16 protein-coding genes are annotated in these 17,197 nt (G+C 59.8%); 9 read left to right on the top strand and 7 right to left on the bottom strand.

Features of this window, described 5'->3' with window-relative positions; genetic code table 11:
* Positions 1–71 precede the first annotated feature (71 nt).
* The 7 genes from JNB85_RS11670 (at position 72) to rsmA (ending at position 8,551) form a co-directional block, all read left to right on the top strand.
* The gene (locus tag JNB85_RS11670; protein ID WP_220334519.1) at positions 72–845 is read left to right on the top strand and encodes a phosphatase PAP2 family protein; all 774 of its coding nucleotides are present in this window, start codon (positions 72–74) and stop codon (positions 843–845) included.
* A 99-nt stretch (positions 846–944) separates the two neighbouring features.
* Complete coding sequence (locus JNB85_RS11665; RefSeq protein ID WP_220334518.1) at positions 945–2,126, top strand: LptF/LptG family permease; 1,182 nt, start codon at positions 945–947, stop codon at positions 2,124–2,126.
* A complete protein-coding gene (gene lptG, locus JNB85_RS11660; protein ID WP_220334517.1) occupies positions 2,123–3,211 on the top strand; it encodes an LPS export ABC transporter permease LptG in 1,089 nt (362 codons plus the stop codon). The genes JNB85_RS11665 and lptG overlap by 4 nt, the downstream gene beginning before the upstream one ends.
* The gene (locus JNB85_RS11655) at positions 3,211–5,565 is read left to right on the top strand and encodes an LPS-assembly protein LptD (RefSeq protein ID WP_220334516.1); all 2,355 of its coding nucleotides are present in this window, start codon (positions 3,211–3,213) and stop codon (positions 5,563–5,565) included. The genes lptG and JNB85_RS11655 overlap by 1 nt, the downstream gene beginning before the upstream one ends.
* A gap of 181 nt (positions 5,566–5,746) precedes the next feature.
* Positions 5,747–6,688 carry a SurA N-terminal domain-containing protein gene (locus JNB85_RS11650; RefSeq protein ID WP_220334515.1) on the top strand — a complete coding sequence of 314 codons (942 nt, stop codon included), beginning with the start codon at positions 5,747–5,749 and terminating at the stop codon, positions 6,686–6,688.
* Positions 6,689–6,695: 7 nt separating this feature from the next.
* A complete protein-coding gene (gene pdxA / locus JNB85_RS11645) occupies positions 6,696–7,724 on the top strand; it encodes a 4-hydroxythreonine-4-phosphate dehydrogenase PdxA (protein ID WP_220334514.1) in 1,029 nt (342 codons plus the stop codon).
* Positions 7,724–8,551 carry a 16S rRNA (adenine(1518)-N(6)/adenine(1519)-N(6))-dimethyltransferase RsmA gene (gene rsmA, locus JNB85_RS11640; protein WP_220334513.1) on the top strand — a complete coding sequence of 276 codons (828 nt, stop codon included), beginning with the start codon at positions 7,724–7,726 and terminating at the stop codon, positions 8,549–8,551. The genes pdxA and rsmA overlap by 1 nt, the downstream gene beginning before the upstream one ends.
* Before the next feature lie 99 nt (positions 8,552–8,650).
* Here rsmA and gmk read toward each other — a convergent pair whose 3' ends face one another.
* The 7 genes from gmk to fabD form a co-directional block, all read right to left on the bottom strand.
* Positions 8,651–9,313, bottom strand: coding sequence for a guanylate kinase (gene gmk, locus JNB85_RS11635; protein ID WP_220334512.1), 663 nt, complete (start codon positions 9,311–9,313; stop codon positions 8,651–8,653).
* Positions 9,314–9,316: 3 nt separating this feature from the next.
* Entirely contained in the window at positions 9,317–10,204 is an 888-nt protein-coding gene (locus JNB85_RS11630; protein WP_220334511.1) for a YicC/YloC family endoribonuclease, read from the bottom strand.
* Between the two features lie 16 nt (positions 10,205–10,220).
* The gene (mltG, locus tag JNB85_RS11625; protein WP_220334510.1) at positions 10,221–11,450 is read right to left on the bottom strand and encodes an endolytic transglycosylase MltG; all 1,230 of its coding nucleotides are present in this window, start codon (positions 11,448–11,450) and stop codon (positions 10,221–10,223) included.
* Between the two features lie 117 nt (positions 11,451–11,567).
* Positions 11,568–12,830: a beta-ketoacyl-ACP synthase II gene (gene fabF, locus JNB85_RS11620; RefSeq protein ID WP_183744250.1), complete on the bottom strand. Its 1,263-nt coding sequence runs from the start codon at positions 12,828–12,830 to the stop codon at positions 11,568–11,570.
* A 93-nt stretch (positions 12,831–12,923) separates the two neighbouring features.
* Positions 12,924–13,160: an acyl carrier protein gene (locus tag JNB85_RS11615; RefSeq protein ID WP_003547058.1), complete on the bottom strand. Its 237-nt coding sequence runs from the start codon at positions 13,158–13,160 to the stop codon at positions 12,924–12,926.
* Positions 13,161–13,446: 286 nt separating this feature from the next.
* Entirely contained in the window at positions 13,447–14,184 is a 738-nt protein-coding gene (gene fabG / locus JNB85_RS11610; protein WP_220334509.1) for a 3-oxoacyl-[acyl-carrier-protein] reductase, read from the bottom strand.
* 27 nt (positions 14,185–14,211) lie between these two features.
* Positions 14,212–15,156, bottom strand: coding sequence for an ACP S-malonyltransferase (fabD, locus tag JNB85_RS11605; RefSeq protein ID WP_220334508.1), 945 nt, complete (start codon positions 15,154–15,156; stop codon positions 14,212–14,214).
* A 207-nt stretch (positions 15,157–15,363) separates the two neighbouring features.
* Between fabD and JNB85_RS11600 the strand changes: the two genes are divergently transcribed.
* On the top strand, positions 15,364–16,407 hold the full coding sequence (locus tag JNB85_RS11600; RefSeq protein WP_220334507.1) for an aldo/keto reductase: 1,044 nt from the start codon (positions 15,364–15,366) through the stop codon (positions 16,405–16,407).
* A gap of 330 nt (positions 16,408–16,737) precedes the next feature.
* Entirely contained in the window at positions 16,738–17,196 is a 459-nt protein-coding gene (gene rpsF, locus JNB85_RS11595) for a 30S ribosomal protein S6 (protein ID WP_183744258.1), read from the top strand.
* Position 17,197: the final 1 nt, after the last annotated feature.

Raw genomic sequence — 17,197 nt, 5'->3', positions numbered from 1 at the left:
CGGCGACTGTTGTTATGTTCCGCGCGGCCGCCCGGCCGATAAGGTTTTTGCCAGTTTCGTAGATGTTTCCGTTGACAATTTTTTCGAAAAATCGATGGCGGGGTCCGGCAATTCGCCTGCCGCAAACGGCATTCGGCGTGTTCGTGCTGCTCTTCTGGATGTGGTGGCTGCTGCTTGCGCTCTTCCGCGCCTTTCCCGAAATAGACATTTATTTTTCCCAGCTTTTTTTCGTGCAGGCGGCCTGCGATGCGTCGGCCGCGGCAACCGAGATCTGCGGCTCCTTCCCCTATCGGAGCCAGGCGATCCTCGGTCTCTTACGCACGCTCTTCTTCTACGTTCCCTATGTCGTGACCGCGGTGATGTTGTGGAAGCTCGCCCAATGTTATCAGCAGCATGGTGCGACATTCAACGCGCCGCGCGCCCGCGATCTGAAGGTTGCGCTCGGCACGCTGCTGATCGGTCCTGTTCTTCTCGTCAATGTAATCCTCAAGGAACACTGGGGCCGGCCGCGGCCGGTCCAGACGGATTTCTTCGGCGGGACGCTGCATTTCGCCGAGGCCGGTTCATTGGCCGGCAAGTGCGTCTCCAACTGCTCCTTCATTTCCGGTGAGGCGGCGAGCGCGGGCTGGCTGTTCTGCCTGCTGATCTTCGTCCCGAAGTCCGTACGTTATGCACTTGTTGGACCTGTTGCTGCCATTTCCATCCTGACACCCGCCATGCGGCTCTCCTTCGGCGCACATTATCTATCCGACGTTGTGCTGGGATGGCTGTCTTCGGTCGTCATATTCGCGGCGCTGATGGCACTTGCCGAGTCGCCACGGCAACAAAAAAATTCTGAAATTTGAATGAATTTTTGACACTGACTTGTCGCAAAACCGAGACAAACAGCGTAGAGGGAATCTCCTGCTGATCATATCGACCTGCAGGCGCGTTCAAGGGCGAGCATGAAACTACTCGAGACATACATATTGCGGCGTGTCGGCCAGATGTTTCTTGTGGCCCTGCTCCCGGTGCTCGCGATCATCTGGACCACCCAGGTCCTGCAGCGCATCAACCTGGTGACCGACAGCGGCCAGTCGATCGGCTCCTTCGCCATGCTTGCGACGCTGATCCTGCCATCGATCATTCCCGTCGTGCTGCCCTTTGCACTCGTCATCGGCATTACCCAAACGCTGACGACGATGAACAACGATTCCGAACTGACCGTGATCGATGCTGCGGGCGCCCGCCGCACTATCCTGGCGCGGCCGATCCTCATGCTCGCGATCCTTGTCAGCGTTTTCTCGTTCTTCGTCGACAATGTCGTCGAGCCGCGTGCGAAGACGGTCGTGCGGCAGATGATCGCCGCCACCTATGCCGACCTTCTTTCGTCGGTGATCGAGGAAAAGACCTTCCGCAAGATCGACGAAGGCCTCTATGTGCAGATCTCGCAGCGGCTCGCCGGCCGCATGCTGAAGGGCCTCTTCGTCGCCGACGAGCGCGAGCCGAATAACGAGCTCATCTATTACGCTCGTGAGGGCGCAGTGGATGACGTTGGCACGTCGCTGATCATGCATGACGGCGAAGTCCATCGCAAAACGCCCGATGGAAACGTCTCGGTCATCAAGTTCGATTCCTATTCCTTCGACCTTTCCGACATGACGGAAAATAACGGACAGGCGACGCTGCGCGCGAGCGACCGCGATCTTGGCTTTCTGCTGCATCCCGATCCGAAAGATCCTGATTATATCGCCAAGCCCGGCACCTATACCGCCGAACTGCATCGCCGCCTGACGGACTGGGCGCTTCCCTTCGTCTTCGCACTCTTTTCCCTTGCCATCGCAGGCGACGCACGCTCACACCGTGAGGCGCGCATGCATCCGATGATCGGCGCACTCGGCCTCGCTTTCACATTGCGCTGGGCGGCATTTTATGTGGCCAACCAGATCGACGACCATCCGATCTATATCCCGATCCTTTACGCGATCCCTGTCGTCACCGGCATCGCGTCGATCATCTTCCTCAATCTGCATAAACGGCTTTCCGTGCCGCTTGCGCTCCGCAACCGAACCTCGACGGTTTGGAAGCGCGCGCAGGACCGAGTCCTTGCCGCCACGGACCGGAGCGGCGGAGGCACTGTCCAATGATTTTCGGGACATTGTCGCGGTACTTCTTCCGCCGGTATGTCGTGACCACCATGTGGTTCCTGATCGGCATGAGCGCCATCACCTTCCTGCTCGACTTCAGCGAAACGGCAAGCCGCATTTCCAACTTCCCCGGCTACACGCTGGGTGGTGCCGTACTGCTCACCGCCGTTCGCCTGCCATTGATCCTGCAACAGACCATCCCCTTCGTGGCGCTGTTCGTCGGCATCACTGTGCTGATCGGCCTCAACCGGAAATATGAACTCGTCGTCACCCGTGCGGCAGGCATATCGGTCTGGCAGTTCATGCTGCCTTTTATCGCCGGGTCTCTGATTCTCGGCGTGCTGACGGTGGTGGCGCTCAATCCGCTCGCCGCTTGGGGCCAGAGGCAGGCCACGCAATTCGAAACGGCTTGGCGCGGTCAGGACAATGCCATGATCAGGGCGCTGCAGGTTCCGTGGCTGCGCCAGATCAGTAGCCGGGACGATGTCATCATCGGCGCCAAGACCGTTCTGGAGAACGGCACGCTGCTCATGGACGCCGTGCTTGTCCACTTCGATTCCGCCGGTCAGGTCATTCTGAGGCAGGATGCCTCATCGGCCAAATTGGAAGATGGTTACTGGCAGCTTAACAACGTCGTCGAACGCAAGCCTGGCGAAATCCCGGTGCGTAAGGCTGCGGAACAGCTTCGTACCAATCTGAAGCAAGACTTCATCAAGGAGCGGCTGACAGCGCCGGAAACAATTGGTTTCTTTGACCTTTCCAACCGTATCGCAGCCGCCAAGTCCTTCGGAATCTCCACGAAGGCGCTCGAGACTCAATTCAACTCTCTGCTGTCGCAGCCGCTGCTCTTGGTGGCCATGACTCTCATTGCTGCAACAGTGTCTCTAAAATTTAGCCGGTTCAACCAATCGCGCTCTGTGATTCTGGGTGGAATCCTTTCAGGCTTCATGCTTTATGTCGTCACCGTGCTTGTAAAAGCATTCGGAAGCAGCGGTGTCGTGCCGCCGTTTGTGGCGACTTGGATACCCGTGGTCGTGGCGCTCGCTTTAGGCGCAACGATTCTGCTTCATCAGGAGGATGGCTAGTGGCGGTAGGCGACCGCAAGAATTTTAGTAAACAGTTGGTTGCCCTGCTCCTAGGTGCGGCTCTGTGTTCCTATTTCGAGAGCGCTCCTCTGGCGTATGCCCAGGAGAACACTACAGGCATGCCTGCGATCGGCCAGAATATCTCGCCGGACGCAAAACTGATGCTGTCGGCAAACGAGCTGGTCTATGACAAGGACCAGGAGATCGTCTCCGTGATCGGCGGCGTGCAGATCAATTACGGCGGCTACAGGATGGTCGCCCAAAAGGTCGACTATAACCAGAAGACTGGTCGCATGATGGCGACCGGTAACATCGAATTGGCGACCCCGGACGGCAACCGTATCTACGCCGACAGCCTTGATGTGACCGACAATTTCGCAGACGGTTTCATGAACGCGCTGCGAATCGAGACGAGCGACAATACTCGCCTCGTTGCAGAGACCGGCCAAAGGGTCGGCGGCACGCAGATGATTCTGAACAAAGGCGTCTATACCGCCTGTTTGCCTTGCGCCGAAAAACCCGATCGCGCCCCCTTCTGGCAGGTCAAGGCACAACGCGTCATTCAGGACGGCCAAAAACACACGATCCGGCTGGAGCACGCCCGTTTCGAGCTGCTTGGCCAGCCGATCGCCTACGTTCCGTGGATCACGGTCCCCGACAATACCGTCAAGCGCAAGTCGGGCTTTCTGTTCCCGTCGATGAGCGTCTCGCAAAATCTCGGCTACGGTCTTTCCGTTCCCTACTATTATGTCATTTCGCCGAGCTCGGATTTCACCGTTACGGGCACCGGCTATACATCCCAGGGCTTCATGCTCGAAGGGGAATATCGCCGTCGCTTTGAAAACGGCACGCTGACCATGCACATTGCCGGCATCGACCAGATGAGTCCCGGCAACTTCAGCACCGGTACAAGCGATGCCGAAGTCGAACAGCGCGGCATGGTCGCCTCGAGAGCAAACTTCAGGATCAATCCCCGCTGGACATTCGGCTGGGATGTGATGGTGCAGAGCGACAACAACTTCTCGCGCACCTACAAGATCCAGGGTTATTCCGGGACCCCCTACGCGAACAACGTTTACCTGACGGGTCTTGGCAAGCGGAACTACTTCGACCTGCGCGCCTTCTATTTCGACGTCCAGGATGCCGACCGCCACGACACGGCGGAAAAGCAGCAGGCGATCGTCTACCCGACGCTCGACTATCACTATGTCGCGCCACAGCCTCTCGCAGGCGGCGAGCTTTCCGCAGATGTCAATCTCACCAACATTTCGCGCACCCACGACGACTTTTACAACGTCGCAGGTTTCGACCGCTTCCGCGGCCTGGAGGGTCAGACGACCCGCTTGACTACGGAAGTGCAGTGGAAGCGCACCTACGTGACGCCGACCGGCCTGGTGATCACTCCATTGCTCGCAGCGCGCGGCGATGCCTTCGCGCTCAACATGGACAGTCCTGTCAACGCTGACGGCGTTCCGTATGCCGGCAACTATCTCGACGACAGTGCGGCAACGCGCGGAATGGTCACGGCTGGGCTGGAAATGCGCTATCCGATCCTGTTCACGACCAGCAACAGCTCGCATGTTCTGGAGCCGATCGCCCAGATCTATGCGCGACCGGATGAACCGCTCGCCGGTCGCCTGCCGAATGAAGATGCGCAGAGCTTCGTTTTCGATGCGACCAACCTTTTCGACCGCGACCGGTTCTCCGGCTACGATCGCATCGAAGGCGGGACGCGCGCAAACGTCGGCTTCCAGTACACCGGCACCTTCGACAGCGGCTACAAGCTGCACGGCATCTTCGGACAGTCCTATCAGCTCGCGGGTCAGAACTCGTTTGCGACCGACGACCTCGTGAATGTCGGCGCCGATTCGGGTCTGGAGACCGATCGCTCCGACTATGTCGGCCTCGGCGGCATCGAAATGCCTTTCGGTCTTTCGGTGGCGGCTTCCTACCGTCTGGACGAGAAGGATTTCGCCTTCAATCGCGGCGATCTGACCACCGCCTATCAGAACGACACTTTCACGGGCCAAGTCACCTATACGCACGTTACCGCCCAGCCGGAATATGGCTTTGCCGAAGACCAAGACGAGATTCAGACGAGTAGCAGAATCAAGTTCAAGGACTATTGGTCGATCTTCGGCGGCATTGCCTGGGATCTGAACAATAGTGTCGTCACCAGGCGCACGCTCGGCATTTCCTATGAGGACGAGTGCACGATCTTCACCATCGCCTATACGGATGCCCGCGATACGACGGACCAAACGGCAAGCGACTGGACGATCGCTGCCCGCCTCACCTTCCGCACGCTCGGCGACATCAGGTTGGGCACGGGTGACGCCGCGAATAATCTCTGATGACAAATGGACGGCCGGAAATCTCCGGCCGGGCCATTCTTTCGCCGTAAGCCTGTGCAGGACATTGCGAGCAGTCGTTATGCGAGGCATGGGATATCGCGGAGATGCGATTTCCGCTCGTCTCAGTCTATGGTAAGAACGCCGCGCGCTGGATCGTGCGGCGCTATCGGGAGGTCAACAGATGATTGACGCGAAGAAAACCGTAACCACGCTTGTTGCAGGCGCAGCCTTCATGCTTGCTGCCTTCAGCAGCCCTGTCTTCGCTGCGAGCGAGGTCAAGGCCGTGGTAAACGGTACCGCGATTACCAGCGGGGATGTCGCCAAGCGACAGGCCTTCATGCGGCTGCAGCGCCAGAAGGGCGATCCAAAAGCCGCCGAAGAGCAGCTTATCGACGAGGCGCTGAAGCGGCAGGAGGTTTCCCGGGTGCGTATGTCGGTCTCGCAGGACGACGTCAACGCCTCCTTCGCCCGGTTTGCCGCCAGCAACAAGCTTTCCGTCGAGCAGATGGGACAGATCCTCGATCGCGCCGGCGTCGGTGTCGACCACTTCAAGAACTTCATTGCCGTGCAGATGAGTTGGCCGCGTGTCGTCAATGCGCGTTACGGTTCCGCCGCGCGAATATCGAATTACGATCTGGTCAACCGCATGATGCAGAACAACAAGCAGAAGCCGGTGACGACAGAATATATGTTGCAGCAGGTCATTTTCGTCGTTCCGGCATCCAAGCGCAACGCGATTACCGGCAAGCGCAAGAGCGAGGCTGAGGCATCGCGCTCCAAATATCCGGGCTGCGATCAGGCCAAGACTTTCGCCGCCACGATGCGGGACGTTTCGATCCGCGATCTCGGCCGCATGCTGGCCCCGGAAATTCCGGCGGACTGGAAGGATCTGGTCACAGGAGCCAAGGGCAATACCACGGCTACGCGCGTGACCGACAAGGGCGTAGAGTATCTTGCGATCTGCAGCCAACGTCAGGTCTCGGATGACCAGGCGGCCGAAATGGTGTTCCGTCAGGAGGACCTGGACAAGAACAAGGCAAACAAATCGGCAGCGCCGGAAAACGAAAACAGCACCAAATATCTGGATGAACTGCGCAAGCGTGCGCAGATCGTCTATCGCTGATTTCTCCATGGCGATACCGTTTTCGAGACCGCTTGCACTGACGCAGGGCGACCCGGCCGGCGTTGGGCCTGATATCACCCTGCTGGCCTGGCTTCGCAGGCGCGAGCTTGGACTGCCGCCATTTTTCCTGATCGGCGATCCCGATGTGCTTGCTGTGCGGGCACGAAAGCTTGGCCTAGATATTCCCCTTCACACCATCGGCAATGCAGCCGAAAGCCCCGGTGTGTTTGCGGACGCGCTGCCAGTCATGTCGATACCGGCCGGCGTCGATGTTGCGGCAGGAGAGCCGCATGTCGCGACAGCAAAAGGTACGATCGCCTCGATCGAGGCGGCAGTAGCGCTCGTCATACAAGGCGAAGCGCTTGCGGTCGTCACCAACCCGATCGCCAAGTCGGTGCTCTACGAGGCAGGGTTCAAGTTTCCAGGTCATACGGAATTCCTGGCCGATCTCGCAATGCATGCGACCGGTCAGACTGTCATGCCCGTCATGATGCTCGCGGGACCGAAACTGCGCGCCATCCCCGTTACCATCCACATTCCGCTCAAGGATGTGCCGCAGGCGCTGACGCTCGGCCTGATCATCGAAACCTGCCGGATCGCAGACAGGGATCTGAAGCAGCGGTTCGGGATCGCCTCTCCCCGGCTCGCCATTGCAGGGCTCAATCCGCATGCGGGCGAAGGCGGCGCGATCGGCAAGGAGGATGAGAGCATCATCCATCCGGCGGTGCAGATCCTTCGTGACGAAGGTATCGATGCGATCGGTCCCCTTCCCGCCGATACGATGTTTCATGACGAAGCGCGCGCACGTTATGACGTTGCCGTCTGCATGTACCACGATCAGGCGCTGATCCCGGCCAAGGCGCTCGGCTTCGACGATTCCGTCAATGTGACGCTCGGTCTTCCTTTCGTACGCACCTCCCCCGATCATGGCACCGCTTTCGGCATTGCCGGCAAGGGACTTGCCCGCGAGACGAGCCTCGTTGCCGCGCTGAAGCTCGGGGCGCAGCTTGGCCGGACTGCGGAAAGTCATCGTTAATGGCTGCACTCGACGGTCTGCCGCCGCTTCGCGAGGTTATCCAGCGTCACGGGCTCGATGCGCGCAAGGCTCTCGGGCAGAACTTCCTTCTCGATCTCAACCTGACGCAGAAGGTTGCCCGCACGGCCGGCGCGCTTGACGACGTGACGGTCTTTGAAGTCGGTCCAGGTCCCGGCGGCTTGACGCGGGCGATCCTCGCGCTCGGTGCAAAGAAGGTCATCGCCATCGAACGCGATTCACGCTGCCTGCCGGCTCTCGCCGAGATCGCCGACCATTATCCCGGACGGCTGGACGTCATCGAGGGCGATGCGCTGAAGACCGATTTCGAGGCGCTGGCGTCTGGCCGCCCCGTCAAGATCATCGCCAATCTGCCCTATAATATCGGCACTCAGCTTCTCGTGAACTGGCTGCTGCCGAAGGCATGGCCGCCCTTCTGGCAGTCGCTGACGCTGATGTTCCAGAAGGAGGTCGGCGAGCGAATCGTCGCCTCCGCGGACGACGACCACTATGGCCGCCTCGGCGTGCTTGCGGGATGGCGCACGCATTCCCGCATGGCATTCGATATTCCGCCGCAGGCTTTCACGCCGCCGCCGAAAGTCACCTCGACGGTAGTCCACCTGACGCCGAACGAAACCCCGACCCCCTGCTCTGTCGCCAATCTGGAAAAGGTCACGCAGGCTGCTTTCGGCCAGCGCCGCAAGATGCTGCGCCAGAGCCTGAAGCCGATCGGTGGCGAAAGCCTGCTTGTCAAAGCCGGCATCGATCCGGCCAGACGTGCGGAGACCCTGTCGGTGGAGGAATTCTGCCGGCTGGCCAACAGCCTCTAAAAGCATTTCCGTTTTCTTCGAATCACGGAAATGCTTTATCGCTTTGTTTCTACACAATTCCGGACGTAAAAACCGCTGAACACTTTTTCTGGAGTTGCTCTAAAGAACCGGCGTTTCCTCGAGCAATTCCCGGACGAAATCGAACATGCCGTGGCGGCGGTCGCGGCGCAGGCGCTCGGCCTTGACGATCGATTGCACCGCATCGAAGGCGGCATTCAAGTCATCATTGATGATGACGTAGTCATATTCGCGCCAGTGGGCGATCTCGGCGCGGGAATTGGCGAGGCGCGTCTGGATGACTTCCTCGGAATCCTCGGCGCGGCGATGCAGGCGGGACTGCAGCTCGGTCATGGTCGGCGGCAGGACGAAGATCGAGACCACGTCGGCCTGCATCTTCTGCTGCAATTGCTGGGCGCCCTGCCAGTCGATGTCGAACAGCATGTCGCGGCCTTCGGACATCGCCTGCTCAACCGGCTCGCGGGGGGTGCCGTAGAAATTGCCGTGAACCTCGGCCCATTCCAGCAGGGCATCGGAATCGCGCAGCCGCTCGAATTCCCGCACCGTCTTGAAATGATAATGGACGCCCTCCACTTCGCTCGGCCGGCGCTGGCGCGTCGTGACGCTGACGGAAAGGCCGATGTGTTTGTCCGTTTCCAAAAGCGTACGCGCGATGGTCGATTTACCGGCGCCAGAGGGCGACGAGATAACCAGCATCAGACCGCGACGGGCGATCTGGACGGGCGAGATTTTCGCCGGGCTCATGTCCTACTCCAAATTCTGGACCTGCTCACGGAACTGATCGATCACCACCTTCAGCTCGATGCCGGCTGCGGTGACGGCCGAAGCGTTCGATTTCGAGCAGATTGTATTCGATTCCCGGTTAAATTCCTGTGCAAGAAAATCGAGCTTTCGGCCAACCGGTCCACCTTTTGTCACGAGATCGCGGGCGGCGGCGACATGGGCCTTCAGCCGGTCGATCTCTTCGCGGAGATCCGCCTTGGTGGCGAGCAGTGCGGCTTCCGCGTGCAACCGGTCACGGTCGAGCGCGCCGGCTCCTTCCATGAGGAGCGAGACCTGCGCGGAGAGCTTCGCCGCGATCTCCTGCGGGGAGCGCGAGGGATCGGACTCGATCGCACCTGTCAGAGCTTCGATCGCAGCAACATGGCCGAGAAGCACACGCGCCAGTGCCGCACCCTCCTGTTCACGCATGGCCTTGAGATCGGAAAGCGCCGCCGCCAGTCCCGACAGGATATCGGCATCGCGCGCGGCCACCGTCTCTTCGCTGTCCTGCGTCTCGCGGAAGTCGACGAGGCCTCGGATGGAAAGCAGGGTATCAAGCCTTAGCGGCGCCGGATCGATAAGACCTTCCAGCTTGTCGCGCATGGTGAGGACGGCAGCAAAGGCATCCTGATTAAGCACGGCTTCAAGCTGGCTTTCGCCCGTCGTCAGCGCCAGGGTGGCCTGCAGATTGCCGCGGCTGAATTTCTCGCCGGCAATGCGGCGAACTTCCGTTTCGAGGCGTTCCAGACCGGGCGGCAGACGGAGACGAAGATCGAGGCCCTTGCCGTTGACCGAACGCAGTTCCCATGCCCAGCGCCAGCGGCCGGTCGTTCCTTCGCGCCGCGCAAAACCAGTCATGGACTGCAATGCCATCAAAGGCCTCCCGATATCAGTTAATCTTCTTTTTCTTCGGCGGAACCGCGGATGTATTGTCCGCAGGCTGATCTTCCGGCTGTCCGTCGACGGCAATTTCGGGATCCGCGCCCTTGTCGGCTTCCAGCTTGCGCCAGCGCTTGACGTTGGCGTTGTGCTCCTCGAGCGTTGCCGCAAAGACGTGGCCGCCGGTGCCATCGGCGACGAAATAGAGGTCCTGCGTCTTCCAGGGATTGGCGACAGCTTCCAGCGCGTCCTTGCCGGGATTGGCGATCGGCGTGGGCGGCAGGCCCTTGACGACGTAGGTGTTGAAGGGCGTCTCTTTCTTCAGGTCCGACTGGTAGATCGGCCGGTCAGCTGGTTTGCCCTCGCCGCCGAAGAGACCGTAGATGATGGTCGGATCGGACTGTAGGCGCATACCTTTGCCGAGACGGTTCAGGAAGACGGAGGCGACATGAGCGCGCTCATCCGGCACACCCGTCTCCTTCTCGACGATTGAGGCGAGGGTGACGAACTCTTCCTTGCTCTTCAAGAGCAGCGAAGGATCACGCCGTTCCCAGATCTGGTCGACCAGCTTCTGCTGGGCTGCTGCCATCTGGTCGATGATCTCAGATCGCTTGGTTCCACGCGAGAACTTGTAGGTATCCGGCCGCAGGCTGCCTTCCGCCGGCAGAACGGCCGGCAGGTCGCCCTCGAGAACCGGATCGTCCAGCATACGGTCGAACATCTGCCGCACCGTCAGCCCTTCGGGGAAGGAGACGGAATAGAGGATGGACTTGCCGGATTTCAGGAGTTCCATGATCTCGTTCATGGAGGCATGCGCCTTTATCTCGTATTCACCTGCCTTGAGGCTTTCGCCAGCGTTCAGATGCGTCGCGGTCAGATAGCGGAAGACGCGGGCATCCGAGATGATGAGATTGCGCTCGAGATTCGTCGCTATTTCCGCAAGGCCTGCACCATTGCGGACGATGAAATTGGTGTTCGTCTGCAGCGGGCCAGGGTTCTGGTAGGCGGTGATAGCGTAGTAGAAGCCGATGAGACCGGCGATGCAGACGACCACCGCCATGGTCATAACGAAATTCAGGAAGAGCACCACCTGGCTGCGGGCATTCCTGGAGCGCTTCGGCGGCTCGGGAACACGTTCCGGACGCAGGGCTTCGCTCGGCGATTTCGGGATGATCGGTCCCTTCTGCGCCGGCTGACCGTTCTGGCCGTTATCGCTGCTCTGGTTGGTCGTGTCGCTCACCGGCAATCCTTTAAAACTAAGCCCGCTTCGCTATTTCGCGAAGTAATGCGGCAAAAAACAGGTTCTGCCGCGCATCATGGCGCCGTTTGACGTTCGCCCGCGCTCGGAAACCGCCTGTTACGCGACGTAACGGCGCAGCACCAGCGATGCATTCGTGCCGCCGAATCCGAACGAGTTGGATAGCGCCACGTTGATTTCTCGCTCACGAGCCTTGTGCGGAACAAGATCGATTGCGGTTTCCCGCTCAGGATTATCGAGATTGAGCGTTGGAGGGGCGACGTTGTCGCGGATCGCGAGGGTCGTGAAGATCGCCTCGATGGCGCCGGCAGCACCCAGCAGGTGGCCGGTCGCGGATTTGGTCGACGACATCGAAATCTTCGACGCCGCATTGCCGACCAGGCGCTCGACGGCACCGAGCTCGATCGTGTCGGCCATGGTCGAAGTGCCATGAGCGTTGATGTAGTCGACATCGGCAGACGTCAGGCCGGCGCGCTTCAGCGCCATGGTCATGCAGCGGAACGCGCCGTCGCCGTCTTCGGACGGAGCGGTGATGTGGAAGGCGTCGCCGGAGAGGCCGTAACCGACCACTTCGGCGTAGATCTTCGCACCGCGTGCCAGCGCATGGTCCAGTTCTTCGAGAACCACGATGCCGGCGCCCTCGCCCATGACGAAACCATCACGGTCCCTGTCATAAGGGCGCGAGGCCTTTTGAGGATCGTCGTTGTGCTGCGTAGAAAGTGCCTTGCAGGCGGCAAAGCCGGCAAGCGAAATGCGGCTGACCGGAGATTCCGTGCCGCCGGCAACCATGACGTCGGCATCGCCGAGCGCGATGAGGCGGGCAGCATCGCCAATGGCGTGTGCACCGGTGGAGCAGGCGGTGACGACCGAATGGTTCGGACCGCGCAGCTTGTGGCGGATGGAGACCTGACCGGAGACGAGATTGATCAATCGGCCGGGAATGAAGAAAGGAGATATGCGGCGCGGGCCTTTGTCGCGCAGCGTATAGCCGGCTTCGACAATGCCCTCGATACCGCCAATGCCGGAGCCGATCAGTACGCCGGTCGCGATCTGGTCCTCATCGGTCTCGGGGTGCCAGTCGGCATCCTCGAGCGCCATATCGGCGGCAGCCATGCCATAGATGATGAAAGGATCTACCTTGCGCTGTTCCTTCGGCTCCATCCAGTCGTCCGGATTGAAGGTGCCGTCCGAACCATCGCCGACGGGGATGCGGCAAGCGATTTTGGCAGGCAGGTCGTCGACCTCGAATTCAGTCACGAGGCGGGCGCCGTTTGCTCCCGCAAGCAGCCGAGACCAGGTAATTTCCGTTCCGCATCCCAACGGCGATACCATGCCGGTACCTGTAATGACGACCCTTCTCATCGACTGCTTTCCCCCGTCTGTTATGTTTTATGGAGAAACATGCTCAAAAGAAAAGGGCGGACTCTTGGCCCGCCCTTTCTCGAATGCGCAGAATCAGGCCTGAGCCTTTTCAATGAACTTCACGGCATCGCCAACCGTCAGGATCGAGTCAGCGGCATCGTCGGGGATTTCAACGCCGAATTCTTCTTCGAAAGCCATGACCAGTTCGACCGTGTCGAGCGAGTCTGCGCCCAGATCGTCGATAAAGCTGGCGCTCTCGACGACCTTGTCGGCATCGACGCCAAGATGATCAATAACAATTTTCTTTACGCGTTCTGCGATATCGCTCATGTCGGTTTCCTCGACCTTATGTCCTGATCGGAATGTCCTTCTGACACCCCTACCCTGTTTCAGCCTGCGATGCGTTCAGACATCCTCGGCAAACTCGTTTACCCGGCTTTAGAGAAGTCCCAGGCTTGCGAAAAGCCCGCCGGTCCGTCTGCTTTTTTCGGGACGACTGTTGACAGTCATGGCCCGCTTAACATGCTTTAAGTCTGCCGCAAAGCCAGAAAATCAACCGTTCGTGATTGCTCAACACGCTATTGGCTCAAATCGGCGGCTGCGGCAGCTAATCGTTTCAGATCATGGCCATGCCGCCGTTCACATGCAGCGTCTGGCCCGTCATATAGGCCGCTTCCGAGGAGGCGAGATAGACGACGGCAGACGCCACTTCGGCACCAGTTCCCATGCGCTTCATGGGGATCGCGCCCATGATCGTTTCCTTCTGCTTTTCGTTCAGCTTGCCGGTCATGGCGCTTTCGATGAAGCCCGGAGCGATGCAGTTGACCGTCACGTTGCGGGTGGCGATTTCCTGCGCAAGCGATTTCGAGAAGCCGATCATACCGGCCTTCGAGGCACAGTAGTTCGCCTGGCCGGGATTGCCGGTGACGCCGACGATCGAAGTGATGTTGATGATGCGGCCATACCGACGGCGCATCATCGGATGGGTGAGCTCGCGCGTCAGGCGGAAGGTCGCCGTCAAATTCACTTCGAGAACGGCATCCCAGTCCTCGTCGCTCATGCGCACGAAGAGACCGTCCTTGGTGATGCCGGCGTTGTTGACCAGGATATCGACGCCTTCGAGCTCGGCTTCCGCCTTCTGGCCGAGCGCTTTTACCTCGTCGCGATCCGACAAGTTCGCCGGGAAAATCTTTACGCGGTCACCGAGCTCGTTTGCCAAGGCTTCGAGTTTTTCGACACGAGTGCCGTGCAGGCCGACGACGGCGCCTTGCTTGTGGAGAAGGCGGGCGATTTCCTCGCCGATACCGCCCGATGCGCCGGTGACGAGAGCCTTGCGGCCGGAAAGATCGAACATGAGAGCGTTCCTTATAATGTGGGGCAATCAGGCCGTGAGAGCGGCAATGGCAGCGTCGATATCGGCCGGGCCGTTGACCGCGACACCATTGATATTCTTGTCGATGCGTCGTGCAAGACCGGTCAGCACCTTGCCGGCGCCGAGTTCGTAAAGCGTGGTCATGCCATTTGCTGCAAACCATTCCACCGTCTCGCGCCAGCGCACCTGTCCGGTGACCTGCTCGACGAGAAGTCTGGCGATCTCTTCGGCATCCGTGACGGGTGCGGCGCGGACATTGGCGATGACGGGGACGGCCGGGTTGACCTTCTTCACGCCGGCGAGCGCCTCGCGCATGGCGTCTGCGGCAGGCGCCATCAGCTTCGAATGGAAGGGAGCGGAGACCGGCAGCATAATCGCGCGCTTGGCGCCCTTGTCCGTCGCAATGCCGGCGGCCTTCTCGACGGCCGACTTCTCGCCTGAAATGACGAGCTGGCCGCCGCCATTATCATTGGCGATCTGACAGGAGCCGGTGGCCGCAGCTTCTTCGCAGACCGCCTGCACATCGGCATGTTCGAGGCCGATAATGGCGGCCATGGCACCGACACCGACCGGAACTGCGGCCTGCATGGCATTGCCGCGGATGCGCAGGAGACGGGCCGTATCGGCGACGGAGAAGGTGCCGGCGGCACAGAGGGCGGAATATTCGCCGAGTGAATGACCGGCGACATAGGCGACCTTGGACTTCAGGTCGAGGCCCTTGGCTTCCAGAACGCGAATGACGGCCATGGAGACAGCCATCAGCGCTGGCTGGGCGTTCGCCGTCAGCGTCAGCTTGTCCTCGGGACCGTTGAACATGACATCCGAAAGCTTTTCACCGAGCGCTTCATCGACCTCTTCGAAAACGGCGCGGGCCTCCGCAAAATTTTCGGCGAGATCCTTGCCCATGCCGACGGCCTGGCTGCCCTGGCCGGGAAAAGTGAAAGCAATGGTCATTTTTCAGTCCCTCGATAGTGCCCATGGGGCCATTTCGCCTCCAATTGACATTCTTTCTTTCAGAGTCAAGTGGCGGCAGATTCTCTCCAAAGCCTTTCGCCCCAGCGGCAACGCCCGGTTTTTCCCCTTGCGCTTCACCAAATCCGGCCTAGATTTGCGCGGCTCTTCCCAAGCTCTTCCTTTCCCAGACCACGTCCAAGGTTTCCAATGAAATACAATAAATTAGGCCGCACAGATATTTCCGTTTCCGAGATTTGCCTTGGCACCATGACCTGGGGCACACAGAACAGCGAGGCGGAAGCCCATGAACAGATGGACTACGCCGTACGGGAAGGTATCAATTTCTTCGATACTGCCGAGCTTTACCCGACCACGCCGGTTTCTGCCGAAACGCAGGGCCGCACGGAAGAGTATATCGGCAGCTGGTTCGAAAAGACCGGCAAGCGCAGGGATGTCGTGCTTGCCACCAAAGTTGCCGGCACCGGACGCTCTTATATCCGCAACGGCGAAGGTGCCGATGCCAAGAATATCCGCCTTGCGCTCGAGGCCAGCCTGAAGCGGCTGAAGACAGACTATATCGACCTCTACCAGATCCATTGGCCGAACCGCGGCCATTTCCATTTTCGCCAGAGCTGGCACTACGATCCCTTCAGGCAGGATCGCGCCAAGGCCATCGCCAACATGACGGATATTCTGGAAACGGTGGGCGAACTGGTAAAGGAAGGCAAGATCCGTGCCTTCGGCCTCTCCAATGAAACGACCTGGGGTATCCAGAAGTATGTGACGCTGTCCGAGCAGCTGAACCTGCCGCGCGTCGCCAGCGTCCAGAACGAATACAATCTTCTCTACCGCCACTTCGATCTGGACATGGCAGAACTTTCGCACCACGAGGATGTCGGCCTGCTCGCCTACTCTCCCCTTGCGGCAGGCATTCTCACCGGTAAATACATCAATGGCGAGAAGCCGGTCGGCAGCCGCGCTGCGATCAACGGCGACCTTGGCGGCCGCTTGCAGCCGCTGCAGGAGGCGCCCACGAAGGCATATTTCGATATCGCCGCCCGCCATGGCCTCGACCCGGCTCAGATGGCACTCGCCTTCTGCCTGACCCGCCGCTTCATGACATCAGTCATTATCGGCGCGACCACGATGGCGCAGTTGAAGACGGATATCGGCTCGGCGAACGTGGAGCTCAGCAGCGATGTGCTTGCTGATATCGAGAAGGTTCACCGGCAGTATCCGATGCCGCTTTAAGGGCCTCATCAAGCAGGCGCTTTGTGTCCTGCCGTTTCTGGCTTGCAAGCACACGACCGGCTTTTCGGCCATATGCGCTTGCCTTTCGCGCAAAAACCCGTATAAGCGCGCCTGTTCGTTAACCCGGTCTTCTGGCTGGTGGCTGAACGGAGGGCCGGTTTGCATTTTGCAAACCGTTCGGAACGGAAGCGTTCCAGCCTCCCGTGTCTCCGCTCTCGACCGTCTCGGAAACGCTTTTCTTGCTTGGCGCTTATCGCCTCTCAGGAGCAGTCGTTGAGGCTTAGCCGCCGAATGCCGGGTTCTGATCAACGCAAGAAAGGCAAAGCTGTCATGGCTCTTTATGAACATGTATTCCTTGCCCGACAGGATATCACGTCGCAGCAGGTCGATGCCCTCGTAGAACAGTACAAGGGCGTGATCGAAGCAAACGGCGGTAAAGTCGGGCGTATCGAAAACTGGGGCCTCAAGTCCCTCACCTACCGCATCAAGAAGAACCGCAAGGCTCACTACGCCCTGATGGACATTGATGCACCGGCGGCTGCAATCCAGGAAATGGAACGCCAGATGCGCATCAGCGAAGACGTTCTTCGCTACATGACCATTGCTGTCGAAAAGCACGAAGACGGCCCGTCTGCCATGATGCAGAAGCGCGACCGCGACGACCGCGGCCCGCGTGAAGGCGGCGACCGTGGCCCGCGCCGCGAATTCGGCGACCGTCCGCCGCGCCGTGACGGCGAGTTCCAGCGTGGCCCGCGTCCGGACCGCGCTCCCCGCGAAGACCGTGCATAAG

Source organism: Rhizobium mesosinicum (assembly GCF_019511345.1).
Classification (GTDB): domain Bacteria; phylum Pseudomonadota; class Alphaproteobacteria; order Rhizobiales; family Rhizobiaceae; genus Rhizobium; species Rhizobium mesosinicum.
This window is presented reverse-complemented; position numbering and strand designations above follow the sequence as displayed.